The sequence below is a fragment of the Dinghuibacter silviterrae genome (assembly GCF_004366355.1).
GTDB classification, from domain to species: Bacteria; Bacteroidota; Bacteroidia; order Chitinophagales; family Chitinophagaceae; genus Dinghuibacter; species Dinghuibacter silviterrae.
The window spans coordinates 2,192,294-2,206,802 of sequence record NZ_SODV01000001.1; the positions used below are offsets into that span (position 1 = coordinate 2,192,294).

Here is a 14,509-nt window from a genome sequence, read left to right on the forward strand (position 1 = left end):
CATTATTATCTGTTTATATGTTTAACTCCCTACCCAGGTACATGCGGTGGCTGGTTTTTATCGCCCTGGTGTTCCTGGTCCTGATGAGCCTTGCGCGTCTTACCCTTTTTGTGGCCTATAAATCACCCCAGCAAACCTTTGGCACCTCCCTCCCCGCTTTCTGGCTTGGTGTGCGTTACGACCTCCGGGACGTCGGCATCCTTTGTGTCGTCCTCCTGTTGCTGGGATCCCTTCCCTGGCTCAACCCCTTCCGCACCCGGCTGGGAAAAGTGGTCTGGTTTGTTCTCCTGTGGGTGGCGGCGGTCATTTTTACGTTTGTCTACAGCCTCGATTTCCAACACTACGCGTACCTGTCCCAACGCCTCAACGCCAGCGTGCTGTCGTATATGAGCGATACGGAGGCGTCGCTGAACATGATCTGGGAGAGCTATCCCGTGATCCGGATTTTCCTCCTGATCGTCGGGGTGACCCTGGTGATCATGGTCGTGCTGCGCTGGGGCTACCGCCAGTTCGCGGATGCGCCCGTACGGTCTTCCCGGGGTGCCGCCTGGGCCTGGGGGGTGTTGATCTTCCTGCTGCTGGGCGGAGGGATCTTCGGCCACCTCGGTCAATACCCCTTGCGTTGGAGCGACGCCTTTTCCTTGTCCAGCGACCGGGAGGCCCAACTGGCGCTCAACCCGTTCCAAAGCTTTTTCTCCTCCATGAAGTTCCGGAAGCAGAACTACAGCAAGACCATCGTCAAGGCGGATTATCCCCTGATGGCGAGCTACACGGGCGTAACCGATCCGGACAGCGCCCGGCTAAACTTTACCCGGACCGTACCGGCCACCGGGACGAACCGTCCGAACGTCATCCTGGTGATCTGCGAGAGCTTTAGCGGGTATAAAAGCTCCATGTGGGGGAATCCGCTCAACACCACCCCGTTCTTCGACTCCCTTTGCCGGCAGGGGGCGTTCTTCGATCATTGTTTCACGCCCCACTACGGGACCGCCCGCGGGGTCTGGGCAACGGTGACGGGTATCCCCGACGTGCTCATCGACAATACGTCCAGCCGCAATCCGCAGGCCGTGGACCAGCATTCCGTCCTGAACGACCTGTCCGAATACCGGAAATATTATTTTATCGGTGGCAGCGCCAGCTGGGCGAACATCCGGGGCGTGCTCGAAAACAACCTCAAGGGGCTTCACCTGTACGAAGAGAACGACTACAGCTCTCCCCGTCTGGACGTTTGGGGGATCAGCGACAAAAACCTCTTTATGGAGGCGAACAAGGTGCTGAGCAAACCCGGCGACAAACCCTTCTTCGCCATCATACAAACGTCCGACAACCACCGGCCCTATACCATCCCGGCCGAAGACCGCAAGGATTTTCACGAAGTCGGTTATGCCCCGGACACCCTCCACAAATACGGGTTCGAACAAAACGAAGAGCTCAACGCCTTCCGGTATACCGATTTTTGCTACCGTTATCTGATCGAAACCGCCCAAAAGGAAGCGTATTTCCGGAATACGATCTTTATCTTCATCGGTGACCATGGGATCAGGGGAGATGCGGGCGATATGCTCCCCAGGGCGTGGACGGACCAGGCCCTGACCTGTTTCCACGTGCCCCTGCTTTTCTATGCACCCGGGCTGCTGAGCCCCACCCGGCATACGATGAACTGCTCCCAGGTAGACGTCCTGCCGTCCATCGCCGGCCTAACGGGTGCCGCCTACACGAACACGACCCTGGGCCGCGACCTTTTCCATGAACGCGATACCGCGTCCAATGTGTCGTTTATCATGGACCACGACGCCAAGGAAATCGGGGTGGTGGAAAACGGGTACTACTACCTCCGGCAACTCACCGGGGGCAAGGAACAACTGGTGTCCATCCGGGGGAACGATCCGCTGCCGGCCGGCAAGGCTACCGACAGCCTGGAGAACAGGTTGAGGAACTATACCGACGCGTTTTATGAAACCGCGCGCTACCTTTTATTAAATAATCGTAAGAATCCCTAAAAAAGTAGAAAAAAATACTATTTTTGGCGAAATCCAATATCATGACAGCTGTAAAGCATTCCTACCTTTACGGAATCCTTCTCTTTGCACTCTTCTCCTGTTCAAAAAGCAGCAACAACACACCGGCTCCGGTGCTCGGAACGGCGTCCTTCGACGTGAACGGCCAGGTCTTCAATCTGACCGGGGGCTATGACACCGTTAGCGAAGAAATCATTGCCAAGGGCCTATGGCCGGGCACCCAGGATACGGCGTTGTTACAAATCGTCGTAGCTAACTACAACAACCCCTTCACGAATATCAATGGGCTGTGGACCGATACATCCAGTGTGCTGCTGGTGTACGGGAACCTCGATCGATGGGGTACTAAGGACGAGACTTACCTGGACAACTATATGTCCAAGACCTATACAACGCCGCCGAATCCCCTCGTCGTGGACATCACGAGCAGCGACGAGTCGACTGTTAAGGGTACATTCAGCGGGACGTGGTATAAAGGAGGCGGCAACGGGCCGGACTCCATCACGATGACCAACGGCAACTTTTACCTCAAAGTCCAATAATCACAAAACAAACAGTATGAAATCCATTATCCGTTACGGGGCAGCCATCCTTGCCCTGGCGCTCTTTATGACTGCCTGCAGTAAAAAAAGCAGTAATTCATCCGCCTCCCTTGGTACGACGACCTTTAGCGTCTCAGGGCAAAGCAACACCATGGTCTTGACAGCCGACACGACCTACCTGCTAACCCTGGCCGGCGCCGGTCTATTTTCCAGTACCAGTGATTCAGCCGCCCTGGGCATTCTGCTCTACAAACCCAACGTCAACATCGGATACGGCGCCGTTAGCGGTCTATGGTCCGACACGGCTACCGTGCAGACGGCATCGATTGAGATTACCGCAAAGAACGGCAAAGACTATACCGATGCCAACCCTACCAGCGGAATGCCTTCGCCTGTTCACCCCTTTATCGTTCAAATTACGTCGAACAACGGGACCGTCCTGACCGGCACCTACAGCGGGGAATTGTATAACAATACAAACGCCGCCGATTCGCTCCTGGTGACCAATGGATCATTCTCCGTCAAACTTCAATAACCACATAAAACCAACACTATGAGATCCATGAAATGTTGCGGGGCCGTCATCGTTGCCCTTGCCATCGCCATGACCGCCTGCAAAAAAAGCAGCTCTGGCAACTCCCTCGGAACCGGAAGCATGACCGTCAATGGTCAAAGCACGACATTCGCCGCCGTGTATGATACGACCACCATATTTACCATCGTTGCCGCCGGTGTACTGCCCGCCACCAAGGACACTGCCGAGATCACCTTCACCCTTAGTTACAATAATGTCTACAGCAACATCGCTCCCTGGAACTATCAGTACAGTGGCCTTTGGGCGGACACGGCAACCGAGCAGGTGCTGAACGTATTCCTCGTGGACGCGAAAACGGGGTATCAATACAGGGACGCCAGCACCACTACCCAATATCCGTCAGTGCTGCATCCAGACGTAATGACGATTACTTCCAACAAGGGGAACGTCATCAGCGGAACGTTTAGCGGGGAGTTGTTCGACTTAAACGCGAATGATTCGCTGTTGATACAAAACGGATCTTTCTCGGCGAAACTTCAATAGTCCGGAAAATTCAGTTGTACAGTGCTTACCGATTTGAAACCAGCCCGGGGGAAACCCCGGGCTTTTTCATGCTACCACCTTGTGGGACACCGGGTTTGTGCGCTCGCCCGCTCAAACCACGAGCCACCGTCGCTCAACTGCACCCGCAGGCTGAGCACAAGGGAGAAATACGCATTCGTCCGGTTAGGATCTCCCCTGGTGGTGAACCAGTTCCAGGGCTCCGTGCTTTTATTGGCCATGGCAGCCGCGATCGCGGCCTCGGCCGCGGGCATGTGTTGATAAAACAGGCTGGGGTCGATGTATTTGTTGTGTACGTCGTCTATATACCCGGTAAAGACGACCCTGTACAGAAGCTCCCCGCCCAGGGAGACCTTGTCGGAGAGGTCCATCCTGGCCCCTACGCCCAGGGGGACATTGGGTTGCCAGAGGCTGTATTCCTTGGGGAATCCGGGTCCGAATCCTTCCCCCTCGGTGTGCAAGGGTCTCAGGTCGATCCAGGTGGTTTGACCGGTGGTGGGATCTCTATACGTGCCCTGGGGGTTGAAATGAAAGACGCCCACCCCCGCCACGAAATACGGCCGGATCGGGAGTACGTCGTCATCCGGGAAAATGAGGTCCAGGGGATAGGCCTCCAGCCCCACGAAGGCCTCCCAGATAGTTGTCCTGAAATCCAGGTTCCGGATTTTGCGGCCGTCGTCACTCGAACTGGAATAGGCGTCGTTCCCATACAGCTCCCCAAAGTTCAGGCTGCCCCTCAGGCCTAGCCATGGTGATGGGTAAATGAGACCGTTGACGCCTACGAAATATCGCGTCGACGGGAAGTTGAGGTCCGCGACAAAACCCTTGCGCACCTTGAAATTTCCGCCAAGGTCTCCCAGGAAAAAGGACGGCCCTGCGTCGATACCGATCTCCGTCTTTGCGTCTTTGAATGAAAGGGCGGCTTGCGCATCTGAAAGAAAAGGGTGCAGTCCTACCAAAAGGACAGCGAGATATTTTTTCATAAGGATGGATCTTGGCTACAAAATAGAAAAAAAAGGGGCCCATCAAAAGAAAGGCCCCGCTTACCAGAGGAAAACTAATGCCGTTTTAATGTCTGGTCTTATTCGTCCCTCAGCACATATCCCATCCCGATGACCGTATGGATGAGTTGCGGGCTAAAACCCTTGTCGATCTTGGCCCGGAGGTAGTTGATGTAGACGTCGATGATGTTGGTGTTCTTTTGCTGGTGGATGCCCCAGATCGCATCGGAAATCGACATCCGGGACAACACCCTGTTCTTATTCATGATCAGCAATTCCAGCATCGCGAACTCCCTGGCGGTGAGGCTGATTTCCTTCCCGGCCCTGTGGACGGTTTTTTTATAGGCGTCCACTTCGAGGTTGGCGACCTTGTAGATCAGCTCCGGCGTGATCCGCTGGCTTCTGCGCCAGAGCGCCTGGACGCGCGCCAGCAGCTCGTCGAAGTGAAACGGTTTGGTGAGGTAGTCGTCTGCTCCGCTTTCAAAACCTTTCACCTTGTCCAGGGTAGTGCCCAGGGCCGTTAGGATCAGGATCGGCAGGTCGTTTTTAAACCTGCGGATGCGCCTGCATACTTCCAGTCCATCCAGACCGGGTATGATCAGGTCCAGGATGACAACGTCGTATTCGTCGTCCAGTGCCTGCCGTAATCCATGGATACCATCGTATACAATGTCCAGATTGTGAGACTGTTCCCTGAATCCCTTTTTGACCAGCTCTGCTATTTTCTGATTGTCCTCGATCAACAAGATATTCATCGGAGTCCGGAATTTGGCCCCAAAAGTAGGACGGACGGGGCTTCTGCCGGCATTAGAATGTTTTAAAACGGGTTAGAATTCATTAACATCGCTTACCATCCGGGGTTGTTGGGCAATATATGGGGATTGGCATTCACCTCTGTCAGGGGTATGGGAATGTAATAGTACATGCTAGAAGACGTCAGTGTACCATTGGTCACCCCGGGCGGCAGGTCGATGGTGGCCCGTTGAACATTCGCGCCTTCCCGTTTTAGGTCATATAAGCGGTGTCCTTCGTAGCACAGCTCCTTGTACCTTTCCTGGAAGATGGCCGCGAGCAGGTTTGCCTTGTTGGAAAATGTGACCGGCTGGTAGCCCGTGATCCGCTGAGCCCTCAGGATATTCAGGTCGGCCGCTCCGGCGGACAGGTTGTCGCTTTGGGCATACGCCTCGGCGCGGATCAGGTATTGTTCCCCTGTCCTCAACACCTTCAGGTTGTTCACGTTCCGGGCGCCGGCAGCGCCCTCGTATTTGACAATGATGTCCGGCAATTCGCCACTGGCAATCAGGGAGGAGTCCGTAGCAAAATAGCTGTGGTATCTGACGTCGTTTACAGTATCATATAGGCTCATCAGGGCCTTGGCCGGATTGAACAGATAAACCCCGTAGGGAATATTGTACCAAAGGTCCCCGGGACGGACGACGCTTTGGGTGGTCCGGAGCAGGCTGAATATTTCTTCCGAGGCCCCGGCGTCCGTCCAGGTGGCCGGGAATTGGGCCTGGGTGGCCAAAGGCACCGCGTTGATGACCGTGGCCGACCGGCTGATCGCGGTCGTCCAATCCTCTGTGTACAGGGCCACCCGGGCTTCCAGGGCGTAGAGGGCGACCAGGTTCATGCGGTACAACCCGTTACTGCTCCCGATCAGGGACTCCGCGGCGGACATATCCGCTTTCAATTGGGTGAAGAACGCGCCGGTGGCCGGCCTGGCGGGCAGGCTATAGATATTTGTAGTGGTCACATAGGGTATTGCCAGGGCAGTGGAATCATAAATCCCGGAGTAGGCGTAGACCCGGTACAAGTCAAAGTGCGCAAAGGCACGTATCGCCAGCAGCTCGCCCTGGAGCTCCAGTTTTTCCAGACTGTCGCTGGTGTTGGTCACGGGAACAGCGGGAAGGGCGCTCAACACGAGGTTGGCATCATTGATCACCTCGTAGCCGTTCGTCCAGGGTGCCAGGATCTCTGAGGACTGCGAGGAGAAGGCCCAGGGGAACAGGACCTGACCCGGCCCCGAGATACCCACCGCGAGACCTGCGCCGGTATTAGCGAGGCCGATCCGGCATTCGTCGGCCACTTCCGACCCGATCTGGTTGACATATTCCGGATCCCAGGCGGAATAGACCCCCAGAACCCCCAGGTTGGCCTCACTGACGCTGGAATAGACAACGCTGCCGCTGAGCTGGTCTTTGGGTTGGATGTTGTTCATGAGCTTGTTACAGGAGCAAAACAGCAGGATCGCCGCGGAGAGAAATGTATAGCGCTTCATAATATTATTCTATTGCAGTTAAAGGGATACGTTCAGGCCGGCCGTGACGGTACGCGGCATGGGGTATTCGTATTGGGCAATGTCGTTGGCGTCCTCGGGGTCATAGCCCTTCCACTTCATCCAGGAGTACAGGTTCTGACCATTGACGAAGACCCTTAGACCGCGGACATACCGGCTCGCCTCCGGGGAAAGGGGGACCGAATAGCTCAGGGATACATTCCGGAGCTTGATATAGTCCGAACTTATGACATACTGGGAGGTGAGCTGGGTGTAGTACGAGGCCCCCTGGAATGGAGTCACCTGTCCCGCTTTCTGCCAGACCGCCAGCATGTCCGCAGACTGGTTGTAGATCCGGTAGTTGGGATCGGCCGCATGGCTATACCAATAGGGATAGCTAAAGCGGGACATACCCCGGATAAAGCTGAACAGCACCGAGACGTCAAATCGTTTATAGGTTACGCCCAGGGTCACTCCCCCCTTGTACGGAGGATCCCAGGTGGACTTCAGGGGCACGGCATTGGCGGGATTATAGGTACTGGTGGGTTTGCCGTTGATGTCCAGGTAAATGGGCGCCCCTGTCTGGGGATTCACTCCCCCCCAGCGCACGGCATAAAAGGTGCCAAGGGGATACCCGACCCGGTTCATAGAGACCTGATCGGCAAATTGTTCTTGCTCACCGGCGCCCAGGGTCAGCAGGGTGTTCTTGTTGTAGGCAAAATTCAGCCCGAGGGTCACCTTCAGATCCCTTCTCCGGACCAAGTCCGCGTTCAGCTCTATTTCCGTGCCTACATTCCGGACTTTGCCCAGGTTGGCGGCCACGGTGGGCCAGCCGGTGGTCAGGGAAAGGTTTTGATTGACGAACAGGTTGCTGGTCGTCCGGTCGTATCCGTCTACCTCTCCGTAGAGCCGGTTGTCCAGGAAGCCGAATTCGATGCCCATATCCCCCACGTGGCTGATCTCCCAATTGTAATTGGGATTGCCTGGGGACTGGGGGATCACCGCCGTGCTGCCCCCGTAGTTGGTGGGCGCGTACAGGATCTGGTACCCGAAGTCGGTGGTGAATCCCCCGGCGTTGGCGGTCAAGCCGTAGCTACCCCGGATCCGCAGTGCGCTCACCGCAGACCGGATTCCCCGCATAAACGGCTCTTCCAGGATATTCCATTTGGCCCCCAGGGCGTACAAGTTGATGTACCGGTTGGTCGTGGGCACCTGGGAAGACCCGTCCCGGCGCAGGCTTGCCGTAAAGGTATACTTGCTCCCGTAGGAATACCGGAGCAGGGCGATCTGGGAAAGCAGCAGGTTGTTGACCAGGGTGCTCCCAGCCACCAAGGGGATATAATTGTTGGTGCTGCTGCCCTGGGTGATCGCCGCTGCGCTGCTGCCCAACTGGGCGTTCAGTCCATAGCCCGTATAGCCGTTGTAGGTGCCGTAGTTCCGGTTGGCTTCCCCCAGCAGGTTGACCTCTATCTCGTTCGCGCTGCCCCAGTGCTTGAAGTACCGGGCTCCTATGTTTTCCACCAAATGATAGCGCATGGTGATGCTATCCTGGTACATACCCGCATTGCCCGTAGCCACCTGCTGCCCGAAATAGGAGTTCGGAGCCAGATAGTCGGTGATCCTGTCCTGTTGGTAAGACATCCCCAGGGTGCTCGTCAGCTGTAGGGAATGGGTCAGACGCAGGACCTCATTGAGGGACGCGATCCCTTCCAACTGGTTGTCCGTCAGGTCTGCATTGGCATATTCGTTCAAGGCGTCATTTCCAAATTCGTTAGGCCCCGTCGCGTTCGCGTCCGGCTTCTGGTAAGGCAGCGCAAAGTAGGTGTCGGCGATGGGGTTATTGGCTGCTATGCCTCCTCCGCCCGCGGAGGCTCCCCCGGTGGGCGCGGTCCCCTCGTCCTGGATATAGCGGATGTTTGCCTGCACAACACCTATGTTTAGGGTGCTTTTCAATATGCCGCTTGTATTCTGAATGTTGCCCCGGAGGCTGTACCGTTCTATGCCTGAGTTGAGGGCGATCCCCTGTTGGTTCAGATAGCCCAACGATAGGTAATAGTTCGTTCCCCCGTTGTTGCCGGAGATGTTCACTTGGTCGGACTGGGTCACCGCAGTCCGGAGCAGGACCTTCGCCCAATTGGTATTGATCTTGTGCAGACTGTCCAGGACGTATGTGCCGTATGCATAATCACTGGCGGTTTTGGCATAAGACCCTCCGTTGACAATTTTGATGGGATTATTCGGGGAATACGCCCAGCCGGGCAGCGTAGGGTCCTGGATGATTTCCTCGAACTGCAGACGCTGGTTGGTGTTCATCGGGTTCACATGGGAGCTGTTCACCTGGGAGATCCCATAATAGGTATTATAATCTACCCGGACCTTACCATCCTCCCAGCCCTTCCCCTTCCTGGTGGTAATGACGATGACCCCGTTGGCCCCTCTGGACCCATACTGGGCTGTAGAGGCGGCGTCTTTGAGCACCACCACCGATTCAAAGTCCTCTGTGTTCAATCCCGAAAAGATGGTATTGGCCACCTGGACCCCGTCCACTAAATACAGCGGCTGTACGTTCCCGTTGATGGAGCCCATGCCCCGCAACGTGACCCTGCCCGCTTCCCCTGGCTGGCCCGTCGGCGTGCCGACATAAAGGCCGGGGACCCGTCCCTGCAGCATGACGTCAAACGAAGCGACCGGCACGTCCTGCAACGTAGCCCCCGAAATGGTGGTAAGCGACCCGACGGTCTTTACTTTGCTTTGCTGTGTGTACCCGGTGATGACCAGGTTGCTCAGGGATTTTACATCGCCCGCTAAGAAGACCTGTACCATGCCGCCCGTGTCGGTTAGGAGAACGTCCTGGTCCTTGTAGCCTACCATCGAGCAGACCAGGGTCTTCCCAGTTGTGGTGAGGGCAAAGGCGCCGTCAGCGCCGCTGAGCGTAGTGGCGCCTTTGCCCCGGATCGTCGCGCCGCTCAGCGGCTGCCGCGAAGCGCTGTCCAGGACAACGCCCCGGATCAACCGGCGCTGACCGGAACTTGCCAGTGAGAAAAAAAAGATGAATGCCGCAAATAGCAGTGTGGTGATCGAATATTTCATGCGGCAAAGCTAGATCCGGCCCATTAGGGCGGTCTTAAACCGGGATTGGAAACCGATTAAAGGGGAATTAGTTTTTTCAAATTATTGTCGCTGCGCGACCACGATCAGCCGGGGAGATTCCGCCATCCGATAGGTGCCCAGCGCATAGTCACCAAACACGTCCTTGACCTGCATCCCTTGAAAGGCCAGCATTTCCGTAAAGTCCCCCAAAGAAAATTTGGCGATCCGCTCCGTGAATTCCAGGGGACGGTCCAGGTTATCGTCTTCGATTTCTATCTTTTTGTAAAAGTGCGTCTCGTCCATCCATTTGGTGATGTGAAAAAGAACGCCGTCCTGTTCGCGTTCCATCCGGTGGATGAGGTGGTTCTCCCAATAACGGCTGTTGAGGTAGTCCATCACCAGGACGCCATTTCCCGTCAGCGACTGAGACATCGTCCGGAGTGCGTTGTCGTGTTCCCGCCGGGTATTGAAATACCCGAAGCTTGTAAAGAAATTAAAGGCATAATCAAAATAGCGGATCCAAAAAGGCAGCCGCATGTCCTGCTGGTAAAAGTGCAGCCGGTCTGTTTCAAAGGCCTTGGCGTATTCGATGCTCTTTGGCGACAGGTCGATCCCCGTGACGTCAAACCCCAGTGAGGCCAGGTAACGGCTGTGCCGCCCGCGCCCGCAGGCCACGTCCAGCATCCGGCAACCCGGCCTGGGCTGGAGATACCCCAGCAGGGCGTCGATAAAGTCCGCGGCCTCTTGATCGTTCCTCCCGGCGTACAGCAGGTGGTAATAAGGAGAATTGAACCAGTCCTTGAACCAGGGTCTTTGGGGCATCGTTCGCGTTTCGTTTGTGGTTAAAGATAAATATTTGCGCGGCTCGCGCGGCGGGCGCGGCCACGCGCCCATCGCCGCCGCACCTCAGCCGCCGCTATGAGGTGCCCGGTTCATGCGCCGCCGTGACCACCGCAGCGGTCGCCTGGTGGGCGGGCCCGGGGGGCGGCGTAATATGCGCTTCCTGCGCGGCGTCCTTGGTGGGCATCATATCGTCCTTAGCGCCCATCGGCCAGCGGGGCTGGATAACCTTGGCGATCATCCCCGTCCAGCCGGTCTGGTGAGAGGCCCCCAGACCAGTCCCGTTGTCTCCGTGGAAATATTCGTGGTACAGGATATAGTCCCGGAAGTGTGGGTCGTTTTGCAACTTATCCCGGTTCCCGAACACCGCGCGTCTGCCGGAGGCATCCCTTTGGAAAAGACCGATCAGGCGGTCGCACAACAACTGGGCGATCTGGTGGAGGTTCAGGTACTGGCCCGAACCCGTGGGGCATTCGATGGTCAACCCGTCCCCATAATAATAGTGATAGCGCTGGAGGGCTTCGATCAGCAGGGTATTGATGGGCATCCAGACAGGTCCCCTCCAGTTGGAGTTGCCGCCAAAGAGCGCACTGTCGCTTTCGGCGGGCAGGTATTTGACCTCCAAAATCTGGCCGTCCACGGGGAACTGGTAGGGATGTTGGAGGTGGTACTTCGAGACCGAGCGGATGCCATGCGGGCTGAGGAATTCGGCCTCGTCCAGCATCTTTTGCAGGACAGCCTTCATCCGGTGGATACGGACCAGGCCCAGGAGGCGTTTTTCGTTGTCGCCTTTTTCGTTGAAACGGGAGACCAGTTTCGCCAGGTCGGGCCGGTTCTCCAGGAACCAGTTCATCCGCGCCTGGAATTCGGGTTGATCCCGGAGCAATTTGTCGTCGATGACCTCCACCGCCAGCAAGGGGATCATCCCCACCAGGCTACGGACCTTCAGGCGTTTCGAGGTTCCGTCCTTGGCCCTGATCTGGTCGTAAAAGAACTGGTCTTCGTCGTCCCACAAGCCCGCGCCGTTATCCCCCAGGGATTCCAGGGCGCTGGCGATATACAGGAAGTGGGCGAAGAACTTATTGGCCATTTCGACATAGTTCTTGTTGGCCTTGGACAGTTCCAGGGATATCCGGAGCATGTTCAGACAATACATGGCCATCCAGGCCGTACCGTCGGCCTGTTCCACGAGCTGCCCCTGCGGTAGCACGATGTCCCGGTCGAACACGCCGATATTGTCCAGTCCCAGAAAGCCGCCCTCGAAAATGTTATTTCCTTCGGCATCCTTACGGTTAACCCACCAGGTGAAGTTGACCAGTAGTTTATGGAAAAGCTTTTCCAGGAAAGCCAGGTCGCCTTTGCCGCCGTTTTGTTTGGCGTCAAACTGGTAAACCCTCCAAACCGCCCAGGCATGGACGGGTGGATTGGCGTCACTGAAGTTCCATTCATAGGCTGGGAGCTGGCCGTTGGGGTGCATAAACCATTCCCGGGTCAGGGTATACAGCTGATTCTTCGCAAAAGCAGTGTCCAACAGCGTAAATGCGATGGTATGAAACGCCAGGTCCCAGGCCGCAAACCACGGATATTCCCATTTGTCGGGCATGGAAATGATGTGGACCGCCTTGACGTGTTTCCAGTTCGAATTGCGCCCCTTTTTGCGCGCGGCGGGCGGGGCCGGCTGGGCAGGATCGCCGTCCAGCCAGTGCTGAACATTGTAGTAATAGAATTGTTTGTTCCACAGCATGCCGGCCAGGGCCTGGCGATGGATCATCCGTTTTTCCCCGGCCTCGATGTCGAATTGCAAGTCCTGGTAAAAACGGTCGGCCTCGGCGATCCTTTGGGTAATAACGTCGTCAAAGCCAAAGAAGGGTGCGGACAAGTCTGCTTTGGCCAGGCGCAGCCGGACGGTCGCGGACTGACCCGCCCCGACGTGCAACGCCCAGGCCGCCGCTACTTTGGTCCCCTGCCTGCCCGGGTTAACGGTGGGGGCACCCTGCACGACATGATCATTGATCCCGTCCTTTGGAAAAGCATGTTGGTCATCATACCCGTACAACCGGCGGGTGTTGGTTTCGTTGTCGCAAAACAGCCATTCCGCGGGGTTTTCCGCGTACAGGTAGTAGCCCTTCAGGTCTCGGTGGGACACCGAGACCCGCCCGTCCCCAGCCAGGTCGAAGACCGGTTTGTAGGCGTCGTACCCCCAGTTCCAGGTATTCCGGAACCAGGCCGTCGGCAAGACCCGCAGCGCGGCGGCCTCCGGACCGCGGTTTTCGACATGAATGCGGATCAGGATGTCTTCCGGTCCGGCTTTGGCGTATTCCACAAAGACGTCGAAGTACTCGTCCTTATCGAAGACCCCCGTGTCCATCAGCTCGAACTCCGGGTCGTTGCGGGTGCGGGCCGCATTTTCCCTCCGGATCTGGTCATAAGGGAAGGGCGACTGGGGGTACTTGTACAACATCTTCATATACGAATGGGTGGGTGTCCCATCCAGGTAGTAGAAAAGTTCCTTGACGTCTTCCCCGTGATTGCCCTCCTTATTGGACAAACCAAAATAGACTTCTTTCAGAATGGGGTCCTTTTCATTCCAAAGCGCCAGCGACAGACAAAGCAATTGCTGGTCGTCGCAAAATCCCGCGATCCCCTCCTCACCCCAGCGGTAGGTTTTGCTGCGCGCCATGTCGTGGGTCGTGAAGGACCATGCATCGCCGCCTTCGCTATAGTCCTCGCGGACGGTGCCCCATTGGCGGGCGGAAAGGTAGGGGCCCCATTTTTTCCAAGTGGGATCGGAAAGCCGTGCTTGTTCCTCGTTCATATTATCCGTTCGTTGAAAATCCTGGAAACAGCGTCATCCCCCCATCCACAAACAAGGTAATGCCGCTGACGTAGTCGCTGTCGTCGCTGGCCAGCCAAACCGCCGCCGCGCCGATGTCTTCGGTGACGCCTACCCGCCCGTAGGGGATGAGTTCCAACAGCTTCGCTTCCGCGTCAGGAGTGGCCCAGGCCGAGTGGTTGATGGGGGTTTTGATGGCACCCGGGCCGATGGAATTGATCCGGATCTTCCGGGGCGCGTATTCCTGGGCCAGGCTTTGCATCAGCATGTGGATCCCGCCCTTGCTGGCCGCATAGTTGGCGTGACCCGCCCAGGGGATGACCTCGTGGACGCTGCTCATACAGATAATCTTGCCGGTGGCCCTGGACTTTTCCGGTTGCGGCCCCCGGCGGAGAAATTCCCGGATGGCCTCGCGGGCGCAAAGGAATTGCCCCGTCAGGTTCACCCCGATAACCGTGTTCCATTGATCCAGGGTCATTTCGGTAAAAGCGGAGTCCCTCTGGAGACCCGCATTGTTGACCAGGATGTCCACGGTTCCATACGTCCGGACGATGTCTGCAAACATACGGACTACCTCCTCCTCCTTGCTGACATCGGCCTGGGCGGTCATCCCTTTGCCCCCCGCGGCGGTAATGTCCCGGAGGACGGCGTCGGCCGCGTCTTTGGCCGCTTCGACAGGATAGTTGAGGACGACGGTGGCGCCCTGGGCGGCGAAGGCCTTGGCCACGCCCGCGCCAATGCCGCTGCTGGCGCCGGTAATCAGTGCAATCTGGTTGGAAAGCTTTTGCTCCATGTATAGGTAGGTGTTAGGGTC

General features: G+C 56.8%; 11 protein-coding genes. 4 read left to right on the top strand and 7 right to left on the bottom strand.

Annotated features, from left to right (window positions below):
• Positions 1-17: 17 nt before the first annotated feature.
• Genes EDB95_RS09830 through EDB95_RS09845 form a run of 4 tightly spaced genes read left to right on the top strand, consistent with a single transcriptional unit; the run spans position 18 to position 3,638 of the window.
• Positions 18-2,000 (top strand): LTA synthase family protein, encoded by a 1,983-nt coding sequence (locus EDB95_RS09830; protein ID WP_133993109.1) that lies wholly within the window; start codon positions 18-20, stop codon positions 1,998-2,000.
• 41 nt (positions 2,001-2,041) lie between these two features.
• Positions 2,042-2,560, top strand: a complete 519-nt coding sequence (locus EDB95_RS09835; RefSeq protein WP_133993111.1) for a hypothetical protein — start codon at positions 2,042-2,044, stop codon at positions 2,558-2,560.
• A 16-nt stretch (positions 2,561-2,576) separates the two neighbouring features.
• Positions 2,577-3,095: a hypothetical protein gene (locus EDB95_RS09840; protein WP_133993113.1), complete on the top strand. Its 519-nt coding sequence runs from the start codon at positions 2,577-2,579 to the stop codon at positions 3,093-3,095.
• A gap of 18 nt (positions 3,096-3,113) precedes the next feature.
• Positions 3,114-3,638: a hypothetical protein gene (locus EDB95_RS09845; protein ID WP_133993115.1), complete on the top strand. Its 525-nt coding sequence runs from the start codon at positions 3,114-3,116 to the stop codon at positions 3,636-3,638.
• 71 nt (positions 3,639-3,709) lie between these two features.
• Here EDB95_RS09845 and EDB95_RS09850 read toward each other — a convergent pair whose 3' ends face one another.
• The 7 genes from EDB95_RS09850 to EDB95_RS09880 all read right to left on the bottom strand — a co-directional run bounded on the left by EDB95_RS09850 (position 3,710) and on the right by EDB95_RS09880 (position 14,488).
• Positions 3,710-4,639 (bottom strand): hypothetical protein, encoded by a 930-nt coding sequence (locus EDB95_RS09850; RefSeq protein ID WP_133993117.1) that lies wholly within the window; start codon positions 4,637-4,639, stop codon positions 3,710-3,712.
• Positions 4,640-4,737: 98 nt separating this feature from the next.
• Positions 4,738-5,412 carry a response regulator gene (locus EDB95_RS09855; protein ID WP_133993119.1) on the bottom strand — a complete coding sequence of 225 codons (675 nt, stop codon included), beginning with the start codon at positions 5,410-5,412 and terminating at the stop codon, positions 4,738-4,740.
• Positions 5,413-5,504: 92 nt separating this feature from the next.
• Positions 5,505-6,935, bottom strand: coding sequence for a RagB/SusD family nutrient uptake outer membrane protein (locus EDB95_RS09860; protein WP_133993121.1), 1,431 nt, complete (start codon positions 6,933-6,935; stop codon positions 5,505-5,507).
• Positions 6,936-6,953: 18 nt separating this feature from the next.
• Entirely contained in the window at positions 6,954-10,022 is a 3,069-nt protein-coding gene (locus EDB95_RS09865) for a SusC/RagA family TonB-linked outer membrane protein (protein WP_133993123.1), read from the bottom strand.
• An 81-nt stretch (positions 10,023-10,103) separates the two neighbouring features.
• Positions 10,104-10,844, bottom strand: a complete 741-nt coding sequence (locus EDB95_RS09870; RefSeq protein WP_133993125.1) for a class I SAM-dependent methyltransferase — start codon at positions 10,842-10,844, stop codon at positions 10,104-10,106.
• Positions 10,845-10,938: 94 nt separating this feature from the next.
• Positions 10,939-13,677, bottom strand: a complete 2,739-nt coding sequence (locus EDB95_RS09875) for an MGH1-like glycoside hydrolase domain-containing protein (RefSeq protein ID WP_211352068.1) — start codon at positions 13,675-13,677, stop codon at positions 10,939-10,941.
• Position 13,678: 1 nt separating this feature from the next.
• The gene (locus EDB95_RS09880; RefSeq protein ID WP_133993126.1) at positions 13,679-14,488 is read right to left on the bottom strand and encodes an SDR family oxidoreductase; all 810 of its coding nucleotides are present in this window, start codon (positions 14,486-14,488) and stop codon (positions 13,679-13,681) included.
• Positions 14,489-14,509: the final 21 nt, after the last annotated feature.